The organism is Micromonospora sp. CNB394 (assembly GCF_000374985.1).
Taxonomy (GTDB): domain Bacteria; phylum Actinomycetota; class Actinomycetes; order Mycobacteriales; family Micromonosporaceae; genus Micromonospora; species Micromonospora marina.
On the sequence record NZ_KB895850.1, the window covers coordinates 15,453 to 37,821 of the forward strand.

22 protein-coding genes are annotated in these 22,369 nt (G+C 72.6%); 15 read left to right on the top strand and 7 right to left on the bottom strand.

All coding sequences use genetic code 11. From position 1 onward, the window contains the following. Position 1: 1 nt before the first annotated feature. The 9 genes from C569_RS0123010 to C569_RS0123050 all read left to right on the top strand — a co-directional run bounded on the left by C569_RS0123010 (position 2) and on the right by C569_RS0123050 (position 7,933). Positions 2 to 256: an acyl carrier protein gene (locus tag C569_RS0123010; protein WP_018788100.1), complete on the top strand. Its 255-nt coding sequence runs from the start codon at positions 2 to 4 to the stop codon at positions 254 to 256. Between the two features lie 64 nt (positions 257 to 320). Continuing rightward, positions 321 to 1,295 (top strand): aromatase/cyclase, encoded by a 975-nt coding sequence (locus tag C569_RS30860; RefSeq protein ID WP_018788101.1) that lies wholly within the window; start codon positions 321 to 323, stop codon positions 1,293 to 1,295. Further along, a complete protein-coding gene (locus tag C569_RS0123020; protein ID WP_018788102.1) occupies positions 1,292 to 2,230 on the top strand; it encodes an MBL fold metallo-hydrolase in 939 nt (312 codons plus the stop codon). Before C569_RS30860 ends, C569_RS0123020 begins: the two co-directional genes overlap by 4 nt. Positions 2,231 to 2,866: 636 nt before the next feature. Then, positions 2,867 to 3,631 carry an AfsR/SARP family transcriptional regulator gene (locus tag C569_RS30865; RefSeq protein ID WP_196806763.1) on the top strand — a complete coding sequence of 255 codons (765 nt, stop codon included), beginning with the start codon at positions 2,867 to 2,869 and terminating at the stop codon, positions 3,629 to 3,631. Between the two features lie 113 nt (positions 3,632 to 3,744). Beyond that, a complete protein-coding gene (locus C569_RS0123030; RefSeq protein ID WP_018788104.1) occupies positions 3,745 to 4,878 on the top strand; it encodes a hypothetical protein in 1,134 nt (377 codons plus the stop codon). A 31-nt stretch (positions 4,879 to 4,909) separates the two neighbouring features. Continuing rightward, a complete protein-coding gene (locus C569_RS30870; protein WP_018788105.1) occupies positions 4,910 to 5,266 on the top strand; it encodes a putative quinol monooxygenase in 357 nt (118 codons plus the stop codon). Between the two features lie 120 nt (positions 5,267 to 5,386). Next, positions 5,387 to 6,055 (top strand): hypothetical protein, encoded by a 669-nt coding sequence (locus tag C569_RS31800; protein WP_155945596.1) that lies wholly within the window; start codon positions 5,387 to 5,389, stop codon positions 6,053 to 6,055. 90 nt (positions 6,056 to 6,145) lie between these two features. Continuing rightward, positions 6,146 to 6,874 carry an SDR family NAD(P)-dependent oxidoreductase gene (locus C569_RS0123045; protein WP_018788107.1) on the top strand — a complete coding sequence of 243 codons (729 nt, stop codon included), beginning with the start codon at positions 6,146 to 6,148 and terminating at the stop codon, positions 6,872 to 6,874. Positions 6,875 to 6,895: 21 nt separating this feature from the next. Further along, positions 6,896 to 7,933, top strand: coding sequence for an LLM class flavin-dependent oxidoreductase (locus tag C569_RS0123050; protein WP_018788108.1), 1,038 nt, complete (start codon positions 6,896 to 6,898; stop codon positions 7,931 to 7,933). 89 nt (positions 7,934 to 8,022) lie between these two features. On the opposite strand, the gene C569_RS0123055 is transcribed toward C569_RS0123050, so the two are convergent. Further along, a complete protein-coding gene (locus tag C569_RS0123055; protein ID WP_018788109.1) occupies positions 8,023 to 8,556 on the bottom strand; it encodes a flavin reductase family protein in 534 nt (177 codons plus the stop codon). A gap of 182 nt (positions 8,557 to 8,738) precedes the next feature. On the opposite strand from C569_RS0123055, the gene C569_RS30880 reads away from it, so the two are divergent. Both C569_RS30880 and C569_RS0123065 read left to right on the top strand, forming a co-directional pair. Continuing rightward, positions 8,739 to 10,490 (top strand): acetyl-CoA carboxylase carboxyl transferase subunit, encoded by a 1,752-nt coding sequence (locus C569_RS30880; protein ID WP_036346686.1) that lies wholly within the window; start codon positions 8,739 to 8,741, stop codon positions 10,488 to 10,490. Between the two features lie 36 nt (positions 10,491 to 10,526). Continuing rightward, positions 10,527 to 11,894, top strand: coding sequence for an acetyl/propionyl/methylcrotonyl-CoA carboxylase subunit alpha (locus C569_RS0123065; RefSeq protein WP_018788111.1), 1,368 nt, complete (start codon positions 10,527 to 10,529; stop codon positions 11,892 to 11,894). A 96-nt stretch (positions 11,895 to 11,990) separates the two neighbouring features. Here the strand turns inward: C569_RS0123065 and C569_RS0123070 are convergent, their stop codons facing one another. Further along, the gene (locus tag C569_RS0123070; protein ID WP_018788112.1) at positions 11,991 to 12,419 is read right to left on the bottom strand and encodes a nuclear transport factor 2 family protein; all 429 of its coding nucleotides are present in this window, start codon (positions 12,417 to 12,419) and stop codon (positions 11,991 to 11,993) included. Between the two features lie 243 nt (positions 12,420 to 12,662). Here C569_RS0123070 and C569_RS0123075 point away from each other — a divergent pair, with 243 nt between their 5' ends. Both C569_RS0123075 and C569_RS0123080 read left to right on the top strand, forming a co-directional pair. Then, a complete protein-coding gene (locus C569_RS0123075; RefSeq protein ID WP_018788113.1) occupies positions 12,663 to 13,445 on the top strand; it encodes a 3-oxoacyl-ACP reductase in 783 nt (260 codons plus the stop codon). A 43-nt stretch (positions 13,446 to 13,488) separates the two neighbouring features. Then, positions 13,489 to 14,001: a biotin/lipoyl-containing protein gene (locus C569_RS0123080; protein ID WP_018788114.1), complete on the top strand. Its 513-nt coding sequence runs from the start codon at positions 13,489 to 13,491 to the stop codon at positions 13,999 to 14,001. A 59-nt stretch (positions 14,002 to 14,060) separates the two neighbouring features. Here the strand turns inward: C569_RS0123080 and C569_RS0123085 are convergent, their stop codons facing one another. The 3 genes from C569_RS0123085 to C569_RS31805 all read right to left on the bottom strand — a co-directional run bounded on the left by C569_RS0123085 (position 14,061) and on the right by C569_RS31805 (position 15,737). After that, a complete protein-coding gene (locus C569_RS0123085) occupies positions 14,061 to 14,693 on the bottom strand; it encodes a DsbA family oxidoreductase (protein WP_018788115.1) in 633 nt (210 codons plus the stop codon). A gap of 34 nt (positions 14,694 to 14,727) precedes the next feature. Then, positions 14,728 to 15,153, bottom strand: a complete 426-nt coding sequence (locus C569_RS0123090; protein ID WP_018788116.1) for a DUF6069 family protein — start codon at positions 15,151 to 15,153, stop codon at positions 14,728 to 14,730. Positions 15,154 to 15,221: 68 nt separating this feature from the next. Continuing rightward, complete coding sequence (locus tag C569_RS31805; RefSeq protein ID WP_081636007.1) at positions 15,222 to 15,737, bottom strand: MarR family winged helix-turn-helix transcriptional regulator; 516 nt, start codon at positions 15,735 to 15,737, stop codon at positions 15,222 to 15,224. Between the two features lie 120 nt (positions 15,738 to 15,857). On the opposite strand from C569_RS31805, the gene C569_RS0123100 reads away from it, so the two are divergent. Next, a complete protein-coding gene (locus C569_RS0123100) occupies positions 15,858 to 17,612 on the top strand; it encodes an MFS transporter (protein ID WP_018788118.1) in 1,755 nt (584 codons plus the stop codon). Between the two features lie 74 nt (positions 17,613 to 17,686). Beyond that, entirely contained in the window at positions 17,687 to 18,601 is a 915-nt protein-coding gene (locus tag C569_RS0123105) for an NADP-dependent oxidoreductase (protein ID WP_018788119.1), read from the top strand. Positions 18,602 to 18,662: 61 nt separating this feature from the next. Here C569_RS0123105 and C569_RS0123110 read toward each other — a convergent pair whose 3' ends face one another. Together C569_RS0123110 and C569_RS0123115 are read right to left on the bottom strand one after the other, a co-directional pair. Then, positions 18,663 to 21,254: a bifunctional FO biosynthesis protein CofGH gene (locus C569_RS0123110; RefSeq protein WP_018788120.1), complete on the bottom strand. Its 2,592-nt coding sequence runs from the start codon at positions 21,252 to 21,254 to the stop codon at positions 18,663 to 18,665. Positions 21,255 to 21,256: 2 nt separating this feature from the next. After that, positions 21,257 to 22,306, bottom strand: coding sequence for a transaldolase family protein (locus C569_RS0123115; RefSeq protein WP_018788121.1), 1,050 nt, complete (start codon positions 22,304 to 22,306; stop codon positions 21,257 to 21,259). Positions 22,307 to 22,369 lie beyond the last annotated feature (63 nt).

Genomic DNA, 22,369 nt, shown 5'->3' on the forward strand with positions numbered 1-22,369 from the left:
AATGTCCGTCATGACCCTCGACGACCTGCGCCGGATCCTGGTCGAATGCGCCGGCGAGGACGACTCGACCGCCGTCGCCGGCGACATCGCCGACGTCCCGTTCGAGGACCTCGGCTACGACTCGCTCGCTCTCATGGAGACGGCCGCGCGGATCGAACAGCGGTTCGGCGTGCGCCTCCCGGACGACGAGGTTCTGGATCTGGCCACGCCGGGTGCCGTGCTCGACGCGGTGAACAAGGCGGCCGCCGGCGTCTGAGCTGCCGCGGATCGGCCGCCGGTCGGTCCACTCACCCCACTGATGGAACGGGAGTTGCCCAACCATGAGCGGTCCGCAGACATACACCACCGAGCACACCGCTGTCGTCCCCGGCCCCCCCGACCTCGCCTACGAGCTGGTGGCCGACGTCCGTCGCTGGCCGGCGGTGTTCGGGCCGACCGTGTACGTGGAGCACCTCGGCCATCAGGGGCGGCAGGAGCGGTTCCAGCTCTGGGCGCTGGTCAACGGGGAGGTGAAGACGTGGACGTCGCGCCGGGTGCTGGAGCCCGACGCGGGCCGGATCCGGTTCGAGCAGGAACGCAGTCAGCCACCGGTGGCGTCGATGGGCGGTGAGTGGCTGTTCCGGCCGCTGCCCGACGAGCGGACGGAGGTGGTGCTGCGACACCACTTCACCGGGGTCGACGATGATCCCGAGGCGGTCGCGTGGATACGTGCGGCCCTGCACCGCAACAGCCCCGCTGAGCTGGGGGCGCTGACCCGGATCGCCGAACTGGGTGAGCCGATCGAGGACGTGGTGTTCTCGTTCGAGGACACCGTTGAGATCCCGGGCGCGGTCTCCGACGCCTACGAGTTCGTCGACCGGGCGGATCGCTGGGCGGAGCGGCTGCCCCACGTGCGGCGGGCGGCGCTGACCGAGGAGGTGCCCGGCGTCCAGACCCTCGAGATGGAGACGGTCACGGCGGAGGGAGCCGCGCACACCACCCGCTCGGTCCGGGTGTGCCGGGCACCGGAGCTGGTCGCCTACAAGCAGCTGGTGCCCCCGAAGCTGTTGCTCGGGCACAGCGGCACCTGGTCGTTCACTGAGCGGTCCGGCAACGCCGTGGTGACCGCCCGGCACACCGTGGCGATGAACCCGCACGCCGTGGCCGAAACGCTCGCCGCCGGGACCAGTCTGGCCGACGCGAGGGCGTACGTCCGCTCGGCGCTGGGCGGCAACAGCGGCGTCACCCTCGCCCGGGCCGGCGAGTTCGCCGCAGCCCGCAGAGCGGGGCGGACGACCGGAGCCTCCGCCCGGTGAGCGCCTCGTCCCGGACGGTCCGCCCGCCGGCGTCGGCGGCCCGGCTGGTGGAGGTCGCCGACGGCGTTCACGCCTACACCCAGCCCAATGGTGGGTGGTGTCTCAACAACGCGGGGATCCTGGTCGGCGGCGACGGGGTGCTGGTGGTGGACACGGTGGCCACCGAGGCGCGGGCGGTACGGCTGCGGGAGACCGTCGACCGACTCGGCACCGGCCCCGGCCGCATCCTGGTCAACACCCACCACCACGGGGACCACACGTTCGGCAACTTCGCCTTCGGCCCCACCACGACGATCGTCGCCCACGAGCAGGCCCGAACGGAGATGGCGGCCACCGGCACGGCCCTGACCGGCCTTTGGCCGGACGTGGCCTGGGGTGACGTCCGGGTCGTCCTGCCCCACCTCACGTTCCGGGAGGCCGTCACGGTGCACCTGGGCGACCGGCGGGTGGAACTCATCCACGTGGGTCCGGCGCACACCACCAACGATGTCGTCGCCTGGTTGCCCGAGGAGCGGTTGCTGTTCGCCGGTGACGTGGTGCTGGCCGGATGCACGCCCTTCAACCTGATGGGGTCGATCGCGGGGGCGCTCCGGGCGGTGGCGCGGCTGCGCCGGCTCGAGCCGGTGACGGTGGTCTGCGGGCACGGCCCGGTCGCCGGGCCGGAGGTGTTCGACCGGACCGAGGCGTACCTGCGCTGGATCCAGGAGGTGGCGGCCGCCGGGTTCGCCGCCGGGCTCACGGCGTTGGAGGTGGCCCGGGACACCGGTCCGGGGGAGTTCGCCGATCTGCTCGACCCCGAGCGGATGGTGGGAAACCTGCACCGGGCGTACGACGAACTGCGCGGCGGCGAACCCGGCCGTCCCCTGGACGTCTCATCCGTTTTCGCGGAAATGGTGGATTTCAACGGTGGGCGGCTCCCGGACTGCTGGGCCTGATCAGGCGCATCGCGAGGGTGGTGGGAACGGGCTCCGTTCCCACCACCCTCGCAGTCATTCGTTCATCGTGCCCCCGTTTCGGCGGAAAATGTTTCACGCCGATGAATTTGCGAACACGATGACCGGTGCGACGTCCGGGTGCGGACGAAAATAAGAGCGACCGGCAATAGGTCCAAGATCCGGAAATGCGGGTACCTGCTTGTTACTCCGGGGTCACGTCCACCCAGACACCTGCCTATTACCGGTCGCTCTAACTGCAACTTCTGTCGGATAGTGTGATGCGTCGACCAGGTGGTGCCCCTCAAAGTTACGTTTCCCCAGCTCAGCGGCCATTGCACGCCGGGAGTGGCCTATCTCACTGCCTTTCGGGTCGGTGGGTGGCCGAGTATGCTCGGCCAGGGCTTCAATTAGTGCCCGGCAACAACGGATCGTCCGTAGTCTGATAGTCCGCCGTCATTGTGTAGAGCGGTTGATGCAACTGCTCGGGGGCGTCGGAGCCAACGGTTGGCTATCTGCTCAGACGCGACGGATGTCCGCATGAACCGTCAGTGAACAACGGGTCAGTTCGGGGGAACAGTGCGTTTCAAACTGCTCGGTCCACTGGAAATCGTCGCAGACCGCGGAAAGGCCTGCACATTGAGCACACCGAAGGTGTGCCAGGTGCTGGCCCTGCTGCTCATCCGACCCAACGAGATCGTCAGCGTGAGCTCGCTCGTCGAGGAGTTGTGGGCGGACGCCCCGCCCCGCAGCGCGGTCACCACGCTGCAGACGTACGTCTACCACGCCCGCCGCATCTTCGCCCGACAGGAGCTGGTGCCCCAGGGCCGTACGCTGCTCGTCACCCGGCCGCCCGGCTACCTCATCGACGTCGCCGAGGACGAGGTCGACGCCGCGGTCTTCGTCCGGCTCACCAAGCAGGGGCGGAGCCTGCTCGACGACGGCCGGCTGGAGGAGGCGTCCCGGGTGCTGCGTGAGGCGCTCGACCTGTGGGGCGGCGCCGCGCTGGCGAACATCACCGCCGGCGCGGTCCTGCGGGGACAGATCACCCACCTCGAGGAACTCAAGATCAGGGCCATCGAGCTGCGGATGGAGGCCGAGCAGCGGCTCGGTCGCTACCGCGAGCTCATCCCGGAGCTGCGCGCCCTGGTCAGTGCGTACCCGCTCAACGAGTGGTTCCACGCCCAGCTCATCACCGCGCTCAACCGCTCCGGTCGGCGGGCCGAGGCGTTGCAGGCGTACCACGACCTGCGGCGCATCCTCGACGAGGAACTCGGGGTGCTGCCCACGCCGGAGATCCAGCAGATGCAGTTCGAGCTGCTCAACGTCGGGCAGTTGCCCGCACCGGGGCGGCGCCCCGGCGGGCCGGTCGGCGCCCGGGCCCACGTCCGGGTCGCCTCGTGACCCGGCGCGCACCTCGTCGGGGCTCGGGCCGAGCTGACGTCGAGTTGTCCTCGAGCACCTCCTGAGAACGTGACCGGCGATGCCAGCCGTCCGTGGTTCGAGGAGGCACAGAGGTGCGCGAACAGATGTCCAACCAGAGCGGTCTGCTGGAGGCTGCCGACCAGGTCGCCGATCTGGCCGGCAAGCGGGCCGGCGAGGCGGAAGCCGACCGGCAACTGCATCCCGAGGTGGTCCGGGCCGTCATCGAGGCCGGCTTCGCCCGCCACTTCGTACCGTCGCGGTGGGGTGGCATCGCGGGCACCTTCGCCGAGGTGACCCGCGGTGTCGCGGCGATCGGTGAGAGCTGCGCCTCCACCGCCTGGTACGCGTCGCTGACCGCGAGTCTCGGCCGGATGGCGGCGTATCTGCCCGCCTCCGGTCAGGAGGAGCTGTGGCGGAACGGCCCGGACCCACTGATCGTCGGCGCGCTGATGCCGCTCGGTGAGGCCAGGCCGGTGCCGGGAGGCTGGCGGGTGAGCGGGCGGTGGCCGTTCGTCAGCGCGGTGGAATATTCCGAGTGGGCCCTGGTCTGTGCCATGGCGCAGACCGACGGTCGGCCCGAGGCCCGGTTCTTCGCCGTCCCCCGCGACTCGTACACCACCGTGGACACCTGGTTCAACGTGGGGATGCGGGCGACCGGAAGCAACACTCTCGTGCTGGACGACGTCGTCGTGCCGGCGCGACGGTCCTTCACCCGGGAGGCGGTGGCGCAGGGTCGGGCCGCCGACGCGGACGCGCCCTGCCACCGGGTGCCGCTCAAGGCCGCCAACGGCCTGGCGTTCGCGGTGCCCGTGCTGGGGGCGGCCGACGGCGCACTCAAGCTCTGGACGTCGTGGATCGCCGAGAAGGTGCGGACCAGCCCGGCGAACGGCATCAGTGGCGGCCCGACGTACGACGGCACCCTGGCCCGCAGCGCCGGCGAGATCGACGCCGCCCGACTACTTCTCGACCGGGTCGCCGCGGTCGCCGACGGCGGCGCGGTCACCCCGTTGGAGGTCGCCCGCAACAGCCGCGACTGCGCACTCGCGGTCGACCTGCTGGTCTCCGCCGTGGACCGGCTCTTCCGTGCCGCCGGCACCCGGGCCCAGGCCGACGGTAACGGCCTGCAGCGGGCCTGGCGGGACGTCAACGCCGCCGCCAGCCACGTCGTGCTCCAGTTCGAACCCGCCGCCGCGGCGTACGCCGCACAGGCCCGGCACCGGGCCTGACTCCGCACACCCGTCCGAGGAGGGACGTACCATGGTCGACACCGACCGGCCCGAGGCCGGCTTCATCGCCATCGTCACGCTGCGCACTGACGGTCCGGAGACCCAGCGCCAGCTTCTCGACCTCCTGGTCCGCGACGTCGAGGCGTGGGTCCGCCACTGCCCCGGGTTCATCTCGGCCAACTACCACTTCAGCGTCGACGGCACCCGGCTCGTCAACTACGCGCAGTGGACCAGCGAGGAGGCGTACCGCGAGTCCTTCAAGAGCAATCCCCGCGCCGGGGCGTTGCGCCAGGCGCTGGCCGGCATGCCGGGGGTGCAGGGGCCGGAGATGGTCGCCTACACCCTCCAGCGCAGCATCCCGGCCGCCGAGGTCACCGCCCGGACCTGACCGCCGCCGGGCGATGTGGACGTTGCGTCGAGCGAAGCTCGATCCGGGGTTGGCACGGTTCTCCTGCCACCCGACGGACCACGCCGGTCCCGTCCGGGTGCCTACTAGGAAAGGACGATGATGACCACTGGTATGACCTGGAGCCGTCGCCTGCTCGCCGCCGCGGCGCTCGCCGTCGTGGGACTCGCGGCGGTGCCCGGCACGGCCGGCGCCGACACCGGCCGGAGTGCGACGGCCACGGCCACGCCCGGCGTCACCACCGCGACGCCGGTCAACTACAGCTGCTACGTCACCTTCCCCGGCGGCTCGACGACCGTGCCGTTCAGTCTGACTTTCACCTCCACCGCACCCGAGCGGGTCGCCGCGTACCGGTCGTTCAGCGTGACGCTCGACCCGCAGCAGTGGACGCCGGACCCGAAGTTCAACCTGGACGTCCGCAACGTCACGGTCAGGTACCGGCTGCCGGCGAACGCCTGGTACGTCTGGCACCAGCTCTCCGGCGGGCTCAACCTCGGTTCGACCCCGCCGCAGGTGAAGGTCGACTACGCGGCGCGGACCCTGACCGTGACGGTGGCCGGGCCGCTACCTGCCAACGTGCCGTTCGACCTGCCCACCGTGACGGTCTACCTGCTGTCCGGTCCGAGTGGGGTGGCGCAGACGGCCACCGGTGGCACGAGTCTGACCGACCCGTCCTGGAGCTGGGTCCGCACCGACCTGGAGGGCGTGCAGCGGCCCTTCGACTGCAACCCGGCCACGCCGGTCGTGTTCAGCAGCACCACCATCGGCTGACCTCACAGCGGTGCTCGGGCGGTGCGGGTGCCGGGTGATCCGGCGCCCGCACCGCCGCGGTCAGTCAGGGAAAGCGAAGGAGAGCACGACATGGCAGACAAACGTGTCGCGGTGGTGACCGGGTCGTCGTCCGGCATCGGCGCGGCGGTCGCCCGCCGGCTGGCCGGCGAGGGGGTCCGGGTGGTGATCAATTCGGTCCGCTCCCGGGAGGCGGGCGAGGAACTCGCCGCCGCGCTGCCCGAGGCGCGGTACGTCGCCGCCGACGTCGCCGACCCGGTCCAGGCCGCCCGCCTGATCGACACGACGGTCGAGACGTACGGCCGGCTGGACATCCTGGTCAACAACGCGGGCCGGACCCGGTTCATCCCGCACCACGACCTGGCCGCGGTGACGCCGGAGGTCTGGCGGGAGATCCTCGACCTCAACGTCATCGGCACCTGGCAGACCACCGTGGCGGCGATGCCGCACCTGAGCGCCTCCGGCGCGGGGTGCGTCGTCAACATCTCGTCCGTGGCCGGCAGCCGGCCCGCCGGCAGTTCGATCCCGTACGCGGTCAGCAAGGCCGCCGTGGAGCACCTCACCCGCCTGCTGGCGAACGTGGCCGGCCCGCAGGTCCGGGTGAACGCGGTCGCCCCGGGACTGATCGAGACGCCGTGGACGGCGTCGTTCACCGAGATCGCCGAGAAGGTGCGGCTGAGCACCCCGCTGCGTCGCGTCGGCGTCCCGGCGGACGTCGCCGAGGCGGTGGCCGGCGTCGTCGCCGCGAGCTACATGACCGGGCAGGTCGTGCTGGTGGACGGCGGAGCACACCTCATCTGAAGACGCCGGAAGGAGACGCCGATGAAGCTGGCCGTCAATCTGGTCTACCAGGACGCCGCGCTGCTCGCCCGGGCCGCCGAGGAACTGGGCTACGCGATCGCCCTCGCCCCCGAGGGGTACCGCTCCGACGCCGCGAGCGTGCTGGGCCTGGTGGCGGGGCGCACCGAGCGGATCGGCCTCGCGTCGGGGGTGATGCAGATCCCCGCCCGTACCCCGGGCCTGGCCGCGTTGACCGCGGCGACCCTCGACGCCGTCAGCGGTGGCCGGTTCCGGCTGGGCCTCGGGGTGTCCAACCCCGAGGTCTCCGACGGGTGGTACGGGGTCGCGTTCGACCATCCGCTGCAACGGACCCGTGAGTACGTGGAGATCGTCCGGGCCGCTCTGCGCGGCGGGCCGGTGCGGTACGAGGGGCGGCACTTCCGGCTGCCCCGGGACGGGGCCGGGAGCGCCCCGCTGCACGTGCTGACCGAGCCGGTCCGCCCGGACCTGCCGATCTACCTCGCCGCGGTCGGTCCACGCAACCTGCGGCTGGCCGGCGAGATCGCCGACGGGTGGATCGGCGTCTTCACCTCACCCGAGCTGGCCGCCCGCGCCGTCGCGCACCTGCGCGAGGGCCGGGCGGTCGTCGGCCGCACCCTGGACGGCTTCGAGGCGATGCCCTGCCTGCCGACGGCCATCATGGACGACACCGCCGCAGCGGTGGACCTGGTCCGAGGTCAGTACGCGTACCTGCTCGGCATCGGCGACCCGGAGCGGAACTTCTACGTCTCCCTGGCCCGGCAAATGGGGTTCGACGGTGCCGTGGAGAAGGTCCACGAGCTGGTCCGCGGCGGTGACCGCGCCGGCGCGGCCGCCGCTGTGCCGCTCGACTTCGTCTGCGCGACCGCGCTGGTCGGACCGGTCGACCGGGTGGCCGCCCGGATGCGGGAGTACGCGGAGGCCGGGGTGACCACGCTCGGGGTGATGGTGTCGGCCGCGGCGACCGGCACCGACGGCCGGCTGGAGCTGCTCCGGCTCGCCGCCCGGGCGCTGCGGCTCTCCGGTGTGGGCGAGGACTGACGGTAGACGACGAAGGGGGCCGGGCCCGCGGGCCCGGCCCCCTTCGGTGGCAGGTGTTCCGACCGACCGCTGCCGGCCGGTGCCGCCCATCAGCCGGCCGGCACCGGACCGACGGCGCCGAAGGCGCGGTCGACGTAGAGCGCCGGGCTCCGGGTCGCCGCCATCCGCACCGAGTGCACCAGGCCGACCAGGATGACGTGGTCGCCGGCCTCGTGCTGCTGGTGCAGGTCGCACTCGATCACCGCCACCGCTCCGTCGACCACGGTCAACCCGTTGGCGGTCCGGACGAACCGACCCTGGGCGAACTTGTCCCCGCGCTTGCTGGCGAACCGGCGGGCCAGCTCGGTGTGGTGCGCCTGCAGGATGCTGACCGCGAACTGCTTACAGCCCTGGAAGACCGGGAACGACCGGGCCGTGCGGGACAGGCAGACGAGGATCATGGGCGGTTCCAGGGAGACCGAACAGAACGAGTTCGCAGTGAAGCCGTACGGGGTGTTCTCGGGGCCCTGGGTCGTCACGATGGTGACACCGGTGGGGAAGGACGCCATGGCGGCTCGGAAGCCGTCGAGGTCCAGCGGCTCTCGACGGGTGTCATCCAGCTCGGACGGATCCGCTGAGATCATCTCGTTCCTCTGCTTCCGGTCGGTGGCGTCGAACGTCCCGACATCACGCTGGCCGCCGATGCTCGAGACCGGGTCGAGTCGGGCTGGGGTACGCCGGCACCAGCGATCCTCTGTCGCCGCTCGAGCGGTCCGGGGCAGATTGCTCCTCGCCAGCAGGAAGCCGGCCGAGGGGGAGTGGACGGATGAGGCAGACCGTGGACCGGATCGTGGACGAACCGCGGTGGGTGCTCTGCCCCGGTTGCACCACCCCCGTGTACGGCAAGCGGTGGCGGCGCAACCTGAGCGTCTGCCCCGAGTGCGGCCGGTACACCGCGCTGTCCGCGGTCGAACGGTTGACGCAGCTCGTCGACGACGGCCGCTACGAGCAGCTCGACCTGGAAGCGCGCAGCGAGGACCCGTTGCAGTTCGTCGACACCGTCCCGTACCCGGCGCGGCTCGTCCAGGCCCGGGCCCGGACCGGCCTGGACGAGGCGGTGCTGTGCGCGCGGGCGACCGTCGAAGGTGTCCCGGTGGTCCTGGCGGTGATGGACTTCCGCTTCCTGGGTGGCAGCCTGGGCAGCGCGGTGGGCGAGCTGATCACCCTGGCCGCGGAGGTCGCACTGGCCGGTCGTACGCCGCTGGTCATCGTCTCCGCCTCCGGCGGCGCCCGGATGCAGGAGGGCGTGCTCTCCCTCATGCAGATGGCCAAGACAGCCGCCGCGCTGGCGCAGCTCGACGAGGCGGGAGTGCTGACGGTCTCCCTGGTCACCGATCCCACCTTCGGCGGCGTCGCGGCATCCTTCGCCACACTCTGCGACGTCATCCTGGCCGAGCCCGGCGCCCGGCTCGGCTTCGCCGGTCGACGGGTCATCGAGCAGACCATCCGGCAGCAGTTGCCGGCCGAGTTCCAGACCGCGGAGTTCCTGCTCGAGCGCGGCGTCGTCGACCGGATCGTGCCCCGGCCCCGGCTCCGTACCGAGCTCGGCCGGTTGCTACGCGCCGCCACCGACGCCGACCGGCCCGTCGGCGACGCCCGGCCCGTCGGCGCCGGCCGGTCCTCCCACAGCGGCCGGCCCGAGCCGGGCGAGGGGCTGGTGCGGGACCCGGGTCGGCTGCCCGAGGCCGACGCGTGGGAGCAGGTCCGTCGGGCACGCGACCTGACCCGTCCGACCACGCTCGACTACCTCGCGACGGCCTTCGTCGACTTCCAGGAACTGCACGGGGACCGGATCTCCGGCGACTGTCCCTCCGTGGTCGGCGGGACGGCCTGGCTCGACGGGCGTCCGGTCATGGTGATCGGGCAGCAGAAGGGGCACACCGCGGCGGAGCTGTCGCAGCGCAACTTCGGCATGCCGATGCCCTCCGGCTACCGCAAGGCAGCCCGGCTGATGCGCCTGGCCGAGAAGCTCCGGCTGCCGGTGGTGACGCTTGTCGACACGCCCGGCGCCTATCCGGGCGCGGACGCCGAGGAGCAGGGCCAGGCCGTGGCCATCGCCGAGAACCTGCGGCTGATGGCCTTGCTGACCGTCCCGGTGGTCACCGTGATCATCGGGGAGGGGGGAAGCGGGGGCGCGCTGGCGCTGGCGGTCGCCAACCGGGTGCTGGCCTTCAGCTCCGCCGTCTACTCGGTGATCTCGCCGGAGGGCTGTGCGGCGATCCTCTGGAAGGACCCGGCGGCGGCGCCCCGCGCGGCCGCCGCGCTGCGGGTCGGCTCCCGGGACCTGCTGCGGCTGGGCGTCGTCGACGCGGTGGTGGTCGAACCGGACGGCGGCACCGGGGCCGACCCGCTGGCCGCTGCCGACGCCCTGCGTCGCGCACTGGCCGACAGTCTGGGCGAGCTGCGGCAACTGACCGGCCCGCAGTTGCGGGCCGACCGCCGGGCCCGGTTCCGGCAGTACGGATCGGCGCTGACCGTCGAGTCCGAGCTGCGCACCATGAGCCAACCGCGCCGGTAGGCGCCTCCGCCCGCACCCCGCCCTCGAAGGAGAGCCGTGTTCCGTACGATCCTGATCGCCAACCGGGGCGAGATCGCGCTCCGGGTGGCCCGCGCCTGCCGGGAGATGGGCATCCGCACGGTCGTCGTGCACTCGACACAGGACCGTGACTCGGCGGCCGTGCGGTACGCGGACGAGGCGGTGCAGATCGGTCCGCCGCCGCCCCGGCAGAGCTACCTCTGTGCCGCCGCGATCCTGGAGGCGGCCCGGCGCACCGGCGCGGATGCCATTCACCCCGGGTACGGCTTCCTCTCCGAGGATCCCGACTTCGCGGACGCGTGTGCCATGGAGGGGATCGTCCTGATCGGTCCGCCCGCGCCGGTGATGGCGAAACTGGGGGACAAGGGCTCGGCCCGGAAGATCATGTCCGACGCCGGCCTGCCGCTGCTGCCGGGAAGCCTCGATCCGCTCGGGCCCGAGGCCGCCCACCGGCTCGCCGACGAGATCGGCTACCCGGTGATCATCAAGGCGGTCGCCGGGGGCGGCGGTCGAGGAATGCAGGTGGTGACCCGGTCCGACGACTTCCCCGACGCCCACCGCCGGACCCGGGCCACCGCCCAGATGCTCTTCAACGACGGCCGGGTGTACGTGGAGAAGTACCTGCGCAGCGCCCGGCACGTCGAGATCCAGGTGCTCTGCGACGCGTACGGCAACGCGATCCACCTCGGTGAGCGCGACTGCAGCGTGCAGCGCCGGCACCAGAAGCTCATCGAGGAGACCCCGTCGCCGCGGTTGCCGGACGGTCTCGCCGAGCGGATGGGCGCCGCGGCCGTCGCCGGCGCGTCGGCGGTCGGCTACGTCGGGGCGGGCACCTTCGAGTTCCTGGTGGACCCGGACGGCCGGTACTACTTCATGGAGGTCAACTGCCGGATCCAGGTGGAGCATCCGGTCACCGAGGCGGTCACCGGCGTGGACCTGGTGCAGGAACAGCTCCGGGTGGCGGCCGGCGAGCGGCTGACCATGACCCAACGCGACGTCCAGCCGCGCGGGGTGGCCATCGAGTGCCGGCTCAACGCGGAGAACCCGGACGCCGGTTTCGCACCGACCCCCGGTTTGCTCGAGGAGTTCGTCGTGCCCGCCGGGCCGTTCGTCCGGGTGGACACCCACGCGTACCCCGGCTACGTCGTGCCGCCGAACTACGACTCCCTGCTGGCCAAGCTGATCGTCTGGGCGCCGGACCGGGACCGGGCCATCGCCCGGATGCTGCGCGCACTCGACGAGTGCCGAGTGTCGGGCCCTCGGATCAGCACCACCCGCGACTTTCTGCGGAAGGTCGTCGACCATCCGACCTTCCGGGCGGCGGAGCACAACACCGCCCTCGTCGACGAACTCTTCGCCACCGTCGGCGTGCCGGCCGTCCGGTAGCCCGTCAGGCATCCCGCGCGGCGGATCCAACAAGCCCGTAACGGGACGCGGCGCGGCAGGGTGGCCCTGCCGCGCCGGAGGACCCGGTGCGACGGCTCACGGCACCTGGTCGTGGTCCACCTTCCGGGACCGGGTGAGCAGCGCGCCGTTCTCGCGGACCAGGACGTCGTGGACCACGCAGCTCGGCGCGATGGTCACGTTGCGACCGGGTCGGGTGGTGACCACCAGGGCGTAGTAGGTCGCCGCGATGTCCCCGCCCTCCAGCGGGTCCAGTTTCAGCATGTTGAACCAGTGCCGACGGACCACCGGGTCGTCGGCGAAGCGCTGGTGGAACCGGTTCAGCTCGGCGACGATGCCCGCCCGGGTGCGGGCCGGTGGCTGCTGCGGGGTGTGGGTGAACTCGCCGTCCTCCGTGAACGTCGCCGCGTACTCCTCGAACGCGCCCCCGTCGAGCAGATGCATCTGTCGCGCGTAGAAGTGTTGGACCTCGACGTACAGGTCGGTGAGGGACTCGGTGCCGATCATCGCGCTCCTCGGGAGAGAGACTGGGCGGCCGGTCCGGGGCGCCCTCGGGGGCCACCGCGTGCGTACGCCGCCGTGGCCCTGCCGACCACTGCGCCCACCGTGCCCCGAGGGCCTCGAACCGGCCTCGAGAACGCGGCGAGCGCCGGTGGTCGGGCCGGTGTTCCAGACCGGTTCGACGCGGCCTCGAGCCCGCTGCGCCACCGTCACAGCGTCCTGTCCTACGAAGTGGTCAGTGGAGGAAGCGTGAAGGGAAACCAGCCGGTCGCGATCGTGACCGGGGCGACCAGCGGCATCGGTCTGTCGATCACCAGGCGGTTGGCCGCGGGCGGCCACCGGGTCTTCATCTGCTCCCGCCACGACGAGGAGCTGTCGGCGACGATCAAGGCGCTCCGCGACGAGGGCTTCGAGGTGGACGGCCAGACCTGCGACGTCTCCGTGCCGGACGACATCCGCCGGTTCGTCTCCGCCGCCGTGGCCCGTTACGGGCCGGTCGACGTGCTCGTCAACAACGCCGGCCGCAGCGGCGGCGGCGCCACCGCCGAGATCGCCGACGAACTCTGGTTCGACGTGATCAACACCAACCTGAACAGCGTCTTCCTGATGACCAAGGAGGTGCTCAAGGTCGGCGGCATGCTCGAGAGGGGGCACGGCCGGATCATCAACATCGCATCCACAGGCGGCAAGCAGGGCGTGGTGCACGCGGCGCCGTACTCGGCCTCGAAGCACGGCGTGGTCGGTCTCACCAAGGCGCTCGGCCTGGAGCTGGCGCGCGCCGGCGTCACGGTGAACGCGGTCTGCCCGGGCTTCGTGGAGACGCCGATGGCCGAGCGGGTCCGGGCGCACTACGCGGACATCTGGGGGGTCTCCGAGGAGGAGACCCGGGACCGGATCACCGCCCGGGTTCCGCTCGGCCGCTACGTCCAGCCCGACGAGGTCGCCGCGATGGTCGACTACCTGGTCGGCGACCACGCGGCGGCGGTCACCGCCCAGGCGCTCAACGTCTGCGGCGGCCTGGGCAACTACTGACCGCGATGGTTCCCCGATTTTCCGCCGAGCAGGAAGGCTGGCAATGAGCCCAGACACCGCCGTCGCAGGCGACGGAAGCGACCGGACGTCGCCCGATCTCCCGGCCGCCCTGGACGCCGTACGGCGCAGCGCCCTGCAACTCCTCGCCGACCTGCCCCGGCAGCCCTCAGCGCTGCGGATCCGGGCCGGCGAGCTGACGCTGGAGGCGGAGTGGTCGACGGCCGGACCGGCCGTCGCCGCGGCGGAGCCGCCGGCTCCGCTCGGGTCGGCCGCCACCCCGGCGGTCGAAGCCGTCGCGGACTCCGGGCAGCACTTCGTCCGCGCCCCCACGGTCGGCGTCTTCTACCGGGCCCCCGAGCCCGGCGCGAAGCCGTTCGTCACCGAGGGCGACATCGTCTCGCCGGGCCAGCAGGTGGGCATCGTCGAGGCGATGAAGTTGATGATCCCGGTCAACGCCGACGTGCACGGCACGGTGGTGGCGGTGCTGCGCGACGACGGCGCCGGCGTCGAGTACGACGAACGCCTGCTCGCCCTGGCGCCGTTCGGCGCCGAATGAGAGGTGGCACCGGCGGCGGGGCCGGCCGGACATCCGTCGTCCGGCCGGCCCCGCCGCCGTCAGGACGGGGTCGCGGCGGCCTGCGCCCGGTGCAGCAGGGCGAGGTACTCCGTCACCTCGGCCGCTCCGGCGACGTGCTGCCGGCGGTCGACCAGCACCGTCGGCACGGCGGTCACCCCCTCCGCGCGGGCCTCCGCGTGCACCTCGGCGGCGTACCGGCCACTGTCGAGGACCTGCCGGGCCGTCGCGGCGTCGAGTCCGACCTCGTCGGCGAGACCGAGCAGCACCTCGTGGTCGGCGACGTTGACGTTCTCGGTCAGGTGGGCGCGGAAGAGACGTTCGGTCATCTCGTCGCGAAGCCCGTACGCACCGGCCAGGTGGGTCAGCCGGTGCGCGTCGAACGAGCTGACCGGGCGGACGGTGTCGAGGTTGAGCGCCAGCCCCTCCTTTGCGCCCAGGCTGCGGATCCAGCCGAAGAGCTTGGTCACCTCGGCTTCGGTCCGGCCCCGCCAGCGCACCATTCCTTCGCCGAGCGTGATGTCCGGGGTACGGGTGTGGCCGGGCCGCAGTTCGTAGCTGCGCCAGGTGATGCCGATGCGGGGGTCGCCCAGCCGGGCCAGCGCCTTCTCCAACCGCCGCTTGCCGATGTAGCACCAGGGACACATGATGTCGGACCAGACCTCGACGAGCATCCTCGTCCTCCTCTGCGTGGGTGTCGTCGGCCCGTCACGCCGGACGGGTCGAGGTCCGGCGCAGGCCCAGGATGAGCACGGCGGCCAGTGCGGTGTGCATGAGCACGATGATCAGCCGGTCCATCACCCGGAAGCCGGGCAGGTAGGGCAGGGTCCCCAGGTAGAGCACGACGGCGACCACCGTCCAGATGGTCAGGGCCTTGGGGGTGAAGCGCTCCAGCACCGTCAGGAAGGCCAGGCCGGCGAAGCAGGCGATGGTCGCCGCCCCGACCATCTCGCCGAACTGCATGGGGCGCGAGACGCTCGAACCGGGGGTCTCCGGAACCCGCAGCTCGTAACCGCCGACGCGGACGAAGAGCAGGTAGACGAGGGCGGCGGCGAGGATCGCCGAGACGGTGACGAGGGTCCGGACGCCGAGGCGTCCGAGGGCGGGGCGGACGTGTTCCGTGGTCGTGGCCATGTTCTGCTCCCTAGGCTGTCGATGACGTCGACGGCGCCGGCGGTACGCCCGCGTGGGGACGTGGTGGATCAGCCCCCGCCGGGGCCGTCGGTGGTTGGTGCGTCCGGGACGTCCCAGGACAGCTCCAGCTCGTTGATGTACCTGACGTGTTCGGCCTGGAACTCCCGGCCGGAGTTGATGAAGCCTTCGATGAGTTCGAGTTCGTCGGTGGAGTACTTCTCGAAGTTGTGGAGCGACCACTGCACCACCGGCCCGTACAGCTGGGTGCTGATGTGGTCGGCCAGCGCGGTGAGGCGGACCACCACCCGCCGGCGGTCGGTCGGGTCCTTGACCCGCTCGACCAGCCCGCGCTCGGCGAGCCGATCGACCACGGTGGTCAGTGCGTTGGGACTGATCCCGCACGCCTGGGCCAGCGTGGTCGCCGTCATCGGTCCTTCGCTGAGCGCGTCCAGGCAGCGTCCGTCGGTGCGGTTGATGCCGATCTTGTGGAAGGCGGTGTCGTCGAGCAGATCGGTCTGCAGGCGGGCGGCTCGCCACGCGCGCATCAGGCCGAAGACCACCTCGTTCCGCGTTCGTCTTGACATGATTACTCCGACTCCAGAATACTTCGCTTTTGGAAGGTATCGAACTTCGAACGTTTTGGCTACCGAATCCCGGCCGGCGCAGGACCGCAGGCCCGGATCCACCCTGACGGACGGGACGACATGACCGACAACGTGGCCCTCGCGCCGCAGCCGACGACGGCCGGCGGAGCCTACCGGTGGCGGTGGCCGGCGTTCGTCGTGGTCCTGCTGGCCTCGATCATGAATCTGCTCGACACCCTGGTCACCAACATCGCCGCCCCGTCGATCCGGGCGGAACTGGGCGGGGGCCCGGCCCTGATCCAGTGGCTCGGCGCCGGCTACACGCTGGCCCTGGCCGCCGGTCTGATCACCGGCGGCCGCCTCGGCGACCTCTACGGCCGCAGACCGGTGTTCCTGGTCGGCGCGGCCGGCTTCACGCTGACCTCCCTGCTCTGCGCCGTCGCCACCTCGCCGGGCATGCTCATCGGCGCCCGGGTGGCCCAGGGCCTCTTCGGCGCGGTGATGCTCCCGCAGGGGCTCGGCGTGATCCGCTCGGTCTTCCCGCCCCGCGAACTCGGCACCGCGTTCGGTGTCTTCGGCCCGGCCATGGGTCTCGCCTCGGTAGCCGGCCCCGTGCTGGCCGGCGGGCTGATCAGCGCCGACCTGTGGGGCACCGGCTGGCGGATGATCTTCCTGATCAACCTGCCAATCGGGCTGTTCGCCGTCGTGGCGGGGGCCCGCTTCCTGCCCGCCGGCCGGCAGTCCACGGCCCGCCGCCTCGACCTGCCCGGCGCGGTGCTGGCCGCGGTCGCCGCACTGCTGCTGGTCTATCCCGTGGTGCAGGGGCGCGAACTCGACTGGCCGGCCTGGACCTTCCTGCTCATCGCGCTCGCGCTGATCCTCTTCGTGGTCTTCGCCCGGTTCGAGGCCGGCGTCCAGCGACGCGGCGGCGACCCGCTCATCGTGCCCACCCTTTTCGGTAACCGGGCCTTCACCGGCGGCCTCGCGACCGGGCTGGCCATCTTCACCTCCATGGTGGGCTTCGCGCTGGTGTTCGCCGTCTTCCTCCAGGCGGGTCTGGGCTTCTCGCCGCTCAAGGCCGGGCTGACCGTCCTACCCCAGGCGCTGGGCAGCCTGGTCGGCTTCGCAGCCACCGCGGTCGGGCTGACCCAACGGCTGGGACGCCGATCGCTGCAACTCGGCACCGCGCTGATGATCTGCGGAGTGCTCGGGGTGTTCCTGGTGCTCCGCGTCGAGGGCGCGGACGTGTCGCCGTGGCACTTCGCACCCGTGCTGCTGATCTACGGCGCCGGTCTGGGCCTGTTCCTCTCCCCGTTCTTCGACATCGTGCTGGCCGGAGTGCGCCCCGCCGAGTACGGCTCGGCATCGGGGACGTTGAACGCGATGCAGCAGCTCGGCGGCGCCGTCGGCGCGGCGGTGCTGGGCACCCTGTTCTTCGGCCTCCTCGGCGGTCAGGTCGCGCAGGCCGCCGACGCCGACGCGTCCGCCCTGCGGTCCCGGCTCGCCGCGATCGGCGTGCCCGCCCCCGAGCAGCAGCGCATCGTCGACGGGCTGCGCGCCTGCGGTCGGGAGAGCGCGGACACGACCGACCCCGACGCCGTCCCAACGGCCTGCCGCCGGCTCGGGGAGGAGGTCAGCGGAGCCTCCGGCGCGACCAGCGACGGCGCCGCGGTGGCCGCGGCCGTCGACGAGGCCGGCCGGGACGCCACCCACGGCGGCTTCGCCGCCGCACTGCGCGGCACGATCTGGGCCGCCGTGGGGCTGCTGGCCACCGCGTTCGCGCTGACCTTCCTGCTGCCGCCGTACGCCCGCCGCCACCGGCCGGGTGGTGCGGGGGACGGCCCGGCCGGGCGGGAGACCGGATCGGCGAGCTGACTGGCGGCAGTGCAGGACGATCGACAAATCTTCACCGTCGACACCGGCGCCCAGCGCCGGCGGAAGGAATCCAGATGGCCAAGATCGTGGTGTTCAACGAGTACGGCGGCCCGGAGGTGCTCCACCTCGTCGAGGTGCCGGACCCGGTGGCCGGGCCCGGGCAGGTGCGCATCCGGGTGAAGGCCGCCGGCGTGCAGCCGTTCGACTGCGCGACCCGGCGCGGCGACTTCGCCGCGTACAACCCGCTGACCTTCCCGGTCCGGCTCGGCAACGAGGTCGCCGGCGTCGTCGACCAGGTCGGTGAGGGTGTCAGCGGCTTCGTCGACGGCGACGAGGTGATCGCCTTCCTCACGATGGAGGGGTACGCCGACACCGTCGTGGTTCCGATCAACCAGGTGGGCCACAAGCCCGCGAAGATGTCCTGGGCCGAGGCGGGGGTCCTGACCGCCTCGGGCCAGACCGCGTACACGGCCCTGGACGAGCTGCGCGTCGGGTCCGGCGACACGCTGCTGATCCACGCCGCCGCCGGTGGGGTGGGCTCGTTCGCCGTGCAGCTCGCGCAGGCCCGTGGCGCCCGGGTGATCGGCACCGCGAGCGAGCGCAACCACGACTACCTGCGTTCGCTGGGGGCGACTCCGGTCACCTACGGGCCGGGCCTCGCCGACCGGGTCCGGGAGGTGGCGTCGGAGGGGGTGGACGCGGCGCTCGACGCGATCGGCGGCGAGGCGCTCGACGTCTCCCTGGAGCTGCTCGGCAGCACGGAGCGGATCGTCACGATCGCGGACTGGACGCGCTCGGCCCAGCTGGGCATCCGTCGGGTGGGCACCGAGCGGTCGGTGCAGAAGCTCGACGACCTGACCCGCCTCTACACCGAGGGCAAGCTGGTCGTCGAGGTCGCCAGCACCGTGCCGCTCGGGCAGGCCGCCGAGGCGCACCGCCAGGTCGAGACCGGACACGTGCGGGGCAAGGTGGCCCTGGTCGTCGACTGACCGGCCGCGGTGCGCACGCAGCTCCGGGCGACGACCGCCCGGAGCTGCGTCCTACCCGCGCTCAGTGCTGCCCGAGCACCGGCAGGAGGGCCCGGCTGGGCCTGGCGGATGCCGCCGCCGTCAGCCGCTCGGCCGGCACCTCCCCGTAGAGCGTGGTCCGCTGGCGGACCGGGCGGCCCAGCGGCGCGCAGATCTCCCGCAGCTCGGCGACGCTCTTCGCGGAGCCGTGCGAGCTGCCCGCCATCCGGCTGATCGTCTCCTCCATCAGCGTGCCGCCCACGTCGTTCACGCCCCCGGACAGCACCAGCCGACTGCCGTCCACACCGAGCTTGACCCAACTCGTCTGGATGTTGGGGATCCGACGGTGCAGCAGGATGCGGGCCATCGCGTGCACGGCCCGGTTGTCCCGCTCCGTCGGACCGGGTCGGGCGATGCCGGCCAGGTAGACCGGCGCGTTGGTGTGCACGAACGGCAGCGGGACGAACTCCGTGAAGCCGTTCGTCTCGTCCTGGAGGCGGGCGATGAGCCGCAGGTGTGCGACCCAGTGCGCCGGGGCGTCGACGTGCCCGTACATCATGGTCGCGGTGGTGGGGATGCCGAGCCGGTGCGCGGTGGTGACCACCTCCACCCAGGTGGCCGCGGGCAGCTTGCCCCGGGTCAGGATCCACCGCACGTCGTCGTCGAGGATCTCGGCGGCCGTGCCGGGCAGCGAGTCCACCCCGGCGGAGCGGGCCGCCACGAGCCAGTCCTCGATGGACAGCCCGGTCCGTGCGGCGCCGTTGACCACCTCCATCGGCGAGTACGCGTGCAGGTGCAGCCCGGGTGCCCGCCGCTTCACCTCGGCCGCCAGGTCGAAGTAGGCAGTGCCCGGCAGGTCGGGATGGATGCCGCCCTGCATGCAGATCTCGGTGGCCCCCGCCCGCCAGGCCTCCGCCGCCCGGTCACCGACCTGGGCCACCGACAGCGTGTACGCGTCCGCGTCGCTGCGCCGCTGGGCGAAGGCGCAGAACCGGCAACCGGTGTAGCAGACGTTCGTGAAGTTGATGTTGCGGTTGACCACGTAGGTGACCTCGTCGCCGACCGCCTCCCGGCGCAGCGCGTCGGCGAGCGCGCAGAGCTGCTCCAGACCCGACCCCTCGGCGGTCATCAGCGTCAACGCGTCGCGCTCACCGAGGCCCGACGGGTCCTTCTCGGCCCGCCGCAGCGCCGCCGCCACGTCGCTGTCGAGCCGGCCGCCGACCGGCGCCGACGTCGTCCTCGCCCGCTCCCGCAGCGCGTCCCAGTCGCCGTACACCTCGGAGAAGTCGGAGCGACGCCGGTCGTCGGCGGGTCGGCGGTCGACGTCGAGGTGCAGATCGGTGCGCCCGCTCGCCCGCCAGCCGGCCGCAGGCTCCTGCCAGGGAAGCCCGGTCGGCCGGCGGCCGGGCACCGCCAGCCCGGTCTGCGGGTCGGCGAGCGCCCGGACGTGCGGTAGGACCCGCGGGTCGAGCCAGGAACCGCCGCGGCGAACGTACTCCGGCTGGACCGCCAGCCGCTCGCGCAGCGTGAACCCCGCCCGCTCGGTCCACCGCGCCAGCTCGTCCAGCGCCGGCCAGGAGCGTTCCGGGTTCACATGGTCGGCGGTCACCGGGGAGACGCCACCCCAGTCGTCGACACCGGCCCGCAGCATCAACCCGTGCTGCTCACCGACCAGGTTCGGCGGCGCCTGGATCCGGGCCGACGGCCCGAGCACCAGCCGGGCCACGGCGATCGTCGCGGCCAGGTCCGTCAGCTCCGCGTCCGGCACGTCCCGCATCGCGGTGTCCGGCTTGGCGCGGAAGTTCTGCACGATCGTCTCCTGGATGCCCCGGTAGGCCCGGGCCACCCGACGGATCGCGAAGAGCGACTCGGCCCGCTCGACCCGGCTCTCCCCGATGCCGACCAGCACGCCGGTGGTGAACGGCACCGCCGAGCGCCCGGCGTCCTCCAGCACCCGCAGCCGGACGGCCGGTTCCTTGTCCGGCGAGCCGTGGTGCGGCCCGCCCGGGTCCCTCCACAGCCGGGTCGCTGTGGTTTCGAGCATCATCCCCATCGAGACCGACACCGGCTTGAGCCGTTGCAGGTCCGACCAGGACAGCACGCCCGGGTTGAGGTGCGGAAGCAGGCCGGTCTCCTCCAGCACCCGGATCGCCATCGCCCGCAGGTAGGCCAGCGTGTCCGGGTAACCGTGCGCGTCCAGCCACTCGCGTGCGGCCGGCCAGCGCGACTCGGGCCGGTCGCCGAGGGTGAACAGCGCCTCCTTGCACCCGGCGCGGGCGCCCGCCGCCGCGATGTCGAGCACCTCATCCGGGCTCAGGTACGCGTCCGGCACCCGGTGCGGGACGGTGGCGAACGTGCAGTAGTGGCAGCGGTCCCGGCACAACCGGGTGAGCGGGAGGAAGACCTTCGGCGAGTACGTCACCGTGCCGGGCCGTCCCGCCGCGGCGAGGCCCTGGTCGCGTACCCGGCCGGCCACGCCGACGAGTTCGTCCAGGTCCTCGCCGCGGGCGGCCAGCAGTACCGCCGCCTCGCCGACGTCGAGGCTCACCCCGTCGCGGGCCCGGCGCAGCGCGCGGCGCAGCGCCGACCGGCCCGGCGGGTTTTGTTCCGGCGCGACCGTCCGTCGACCGGTCATCCTCAGCCGACCGGCTGACGCTGCGCCGCAGCCGTGTCGCGCAGCCGCAGCCAGGCGGTGGTGGCCCGGGCGAGCGCCTTCTCGCGCAGCACCCGGTGCACGTCGTCGTGGTCGACGCCGATCGCGGTCAGCCGCTCCAACGCGGCGTGGGCGTCCTCGTAGGAGCCGTGCACCCTGTCCCCGCGCACCTCGCTGCCCTTCACCACCGCGGCGAGGGTGGCCGCCGACAGGACGGTCAGCACCCCCGGGACCACCAGCTCGTCGACGTAGCGGGTCTCCAGGTAGTACGGGTCGCGGACCTGCGTCGACGTCCAGGCCAGCCGCGGCCGGGGACCGCCCAGGGCGGTCAGACCCGCCCAGTCACGGCCACGCAGGGCGTTCTCGAACGCCGCGTACGCCATCCGCGCGCCGGCCAGAGCCGCGGTGCCGCGCAGCCGGGCCGAGCTGTCCGTGCCGATCGCCCAGAGCCGCTTGTCGACCTCGGTGTCCACATCCGCCACCGGCACCGAGACGATCGCGGGCGGAAATCCCTCCGCGGCCGTCAGCCCCTCGCGGACCGCGTCGAGCACGGTCCGCAGCTGCGCCGGGGCGTACACCAGGGTCACGTTCACCCCGATGCCCTCGGCCAGCAGGGCGGTCACCGCCGCCGGCGCGGCGGCCGTGGCCGGGATGGCGAGCAGCAGGTTCGGCCGGTCCACCAGCTCGACCAGTCGTCGCGCCTCGGCCACGGTGCCGTCGGGATCGTCGGCCAGCCGGGGATCGATCTCCAGGCTCACCAGACCGTCGCGGCCGCCCGAGGCGTCGTACCCCGGTCGCAGTGCGTCGGCGGCGCGCCGGGCCACGTCCGCGCCGGCCCGGCGCACGGCGTCGTCGAGGTCGTCGCCCGCCGCGGCGGGCGTGGCGCCGCCGTCCGGAGCGGTGAGCCCGACCCGCAGCGCGGCGACGCCGACGGCCAGGCCGGACACCGGTGGCTGGCCGGGGCCGACGTCCGCCGGGTCGTCGCGCCAGATGGTCACGCCCGCTTCCGCGAGCCGACGGAGGTTCTCGGTCACAGCTGTCGTCTCCTCGTACGTCCGCACGCCCGGTCCACCGGGCGTGACGTGGGTGGCCGGGTG

Bases quoted from the DNA above. Each gene is read 5' to 3' on its own strand.
- C569_RS30860 (WP_018788101.1), top strand. From the start codon at position 321: ATGAGCGGTCCGCAGACATACACCACCGAGCACACCGCTGTCGTCCCC.
- C569_RS0123045 (WP_018788107.1), top strand. From the start codon at position 6,146: ATGGCAGACAAACGTGTCGCGGTGGTGACCGGGTCGTCGTCCGGCATC.
- C569_RS0123050 (WP_018788108.1), top strand. From the start codon at position 6,896: ATGAAGCTGGCCGTCAATCTGGTCTACCAGGACGCCGCGCTGCTCGCC.
- C569_RS0123070 (WP_018788112.1), bottom strand. From the start codon at position 12,419: ATGATCGGCACCGAGTCCCTCACCGACCTGTACGTCGAGGTCCAACAC.
- C569_RS0123010 (WP_018788100.1), top strand. From the start codon at position 2: ATGTCCGTCATGACCCTCGACGACCTGCGCCGGATCCTGGTCGAATGC.
- C569_RS31800 (WP_155945596.1), top strand. From the start codon at position 5,387: ATGACCACTGGTATGACCTGGAGCCGTCGCCTGCTCGCCGCCGCGGCG.
- C569_RS30870 (WP_018788105.1), top strand. From the start codon at position 4,910: ATGGTCGACACCGACCGGCCCGAGGCCGGCTTCATCGCCATCGTCACG.
- C569_RS31805 (WP_081636007.1), bottom strand. From the start codon at position 15,737: ATGTCAAGACGAACGCGGAACGAGGTGGTCTTCGGCCTGATGCGCGCG.
- C569_RS0123080 (WP_018788114.1), top strand. From the start codon at position 13,489: ATGAGCCCAGACACCGCCGTCGCAGGCGACGGAAGCGACCGGACGTCG.
- C569_RS30880 (WP_036346686.1), top strand. From the start codon at position 8,739: ATGAGGCAGACCGTGGACCGGATCGTGGACGAACCGCGGTGGGTGCTC.
- C569_RS0123110 (WP_018788120.1), bottom strand. From the start codon at position 21,254: ATGACCGGTCGACGGACGGTCGCGCCGGAACAAAACCCGCCGGGCCGG.
- C569_RS0123055 (WP_018788109.1), bottom strand. From the start codon at position 8,556: ATGATCTCAGCGGATCCGTCCGAGCTGGATGACACCCGTCGAGAGCCG.
- C569_RS0123105 (WP_018788119.1), top strand. From the start codon at position 17,687: ATGGCCAAGATCGTGGTGTTCAACGAGTACGGCGGCCCGGAGGTGCTC.
- C569_RS0123100 (WP_018788118.1), top strand. From the start codon at position 15,858: ATGACCGACAACGTGGCCCTCGCGCCGCAGCCGACGACGGCCGGCGGA.
- C569_RS0123085 (WP_018788115.1), bottom strand. From the start codon at position 14,693: ATGCTCGTCGAGGTCTGGTCCGACATCATGTGTCCCTGGTGCTACATC.
- C569_RS0123090 (WP_018788116.1), bottom strand. From the start codon at position 15,153: ATGGCCACGACCACGGAACACGTCCGCCCCGCCCTCGGACGCCTCGGC.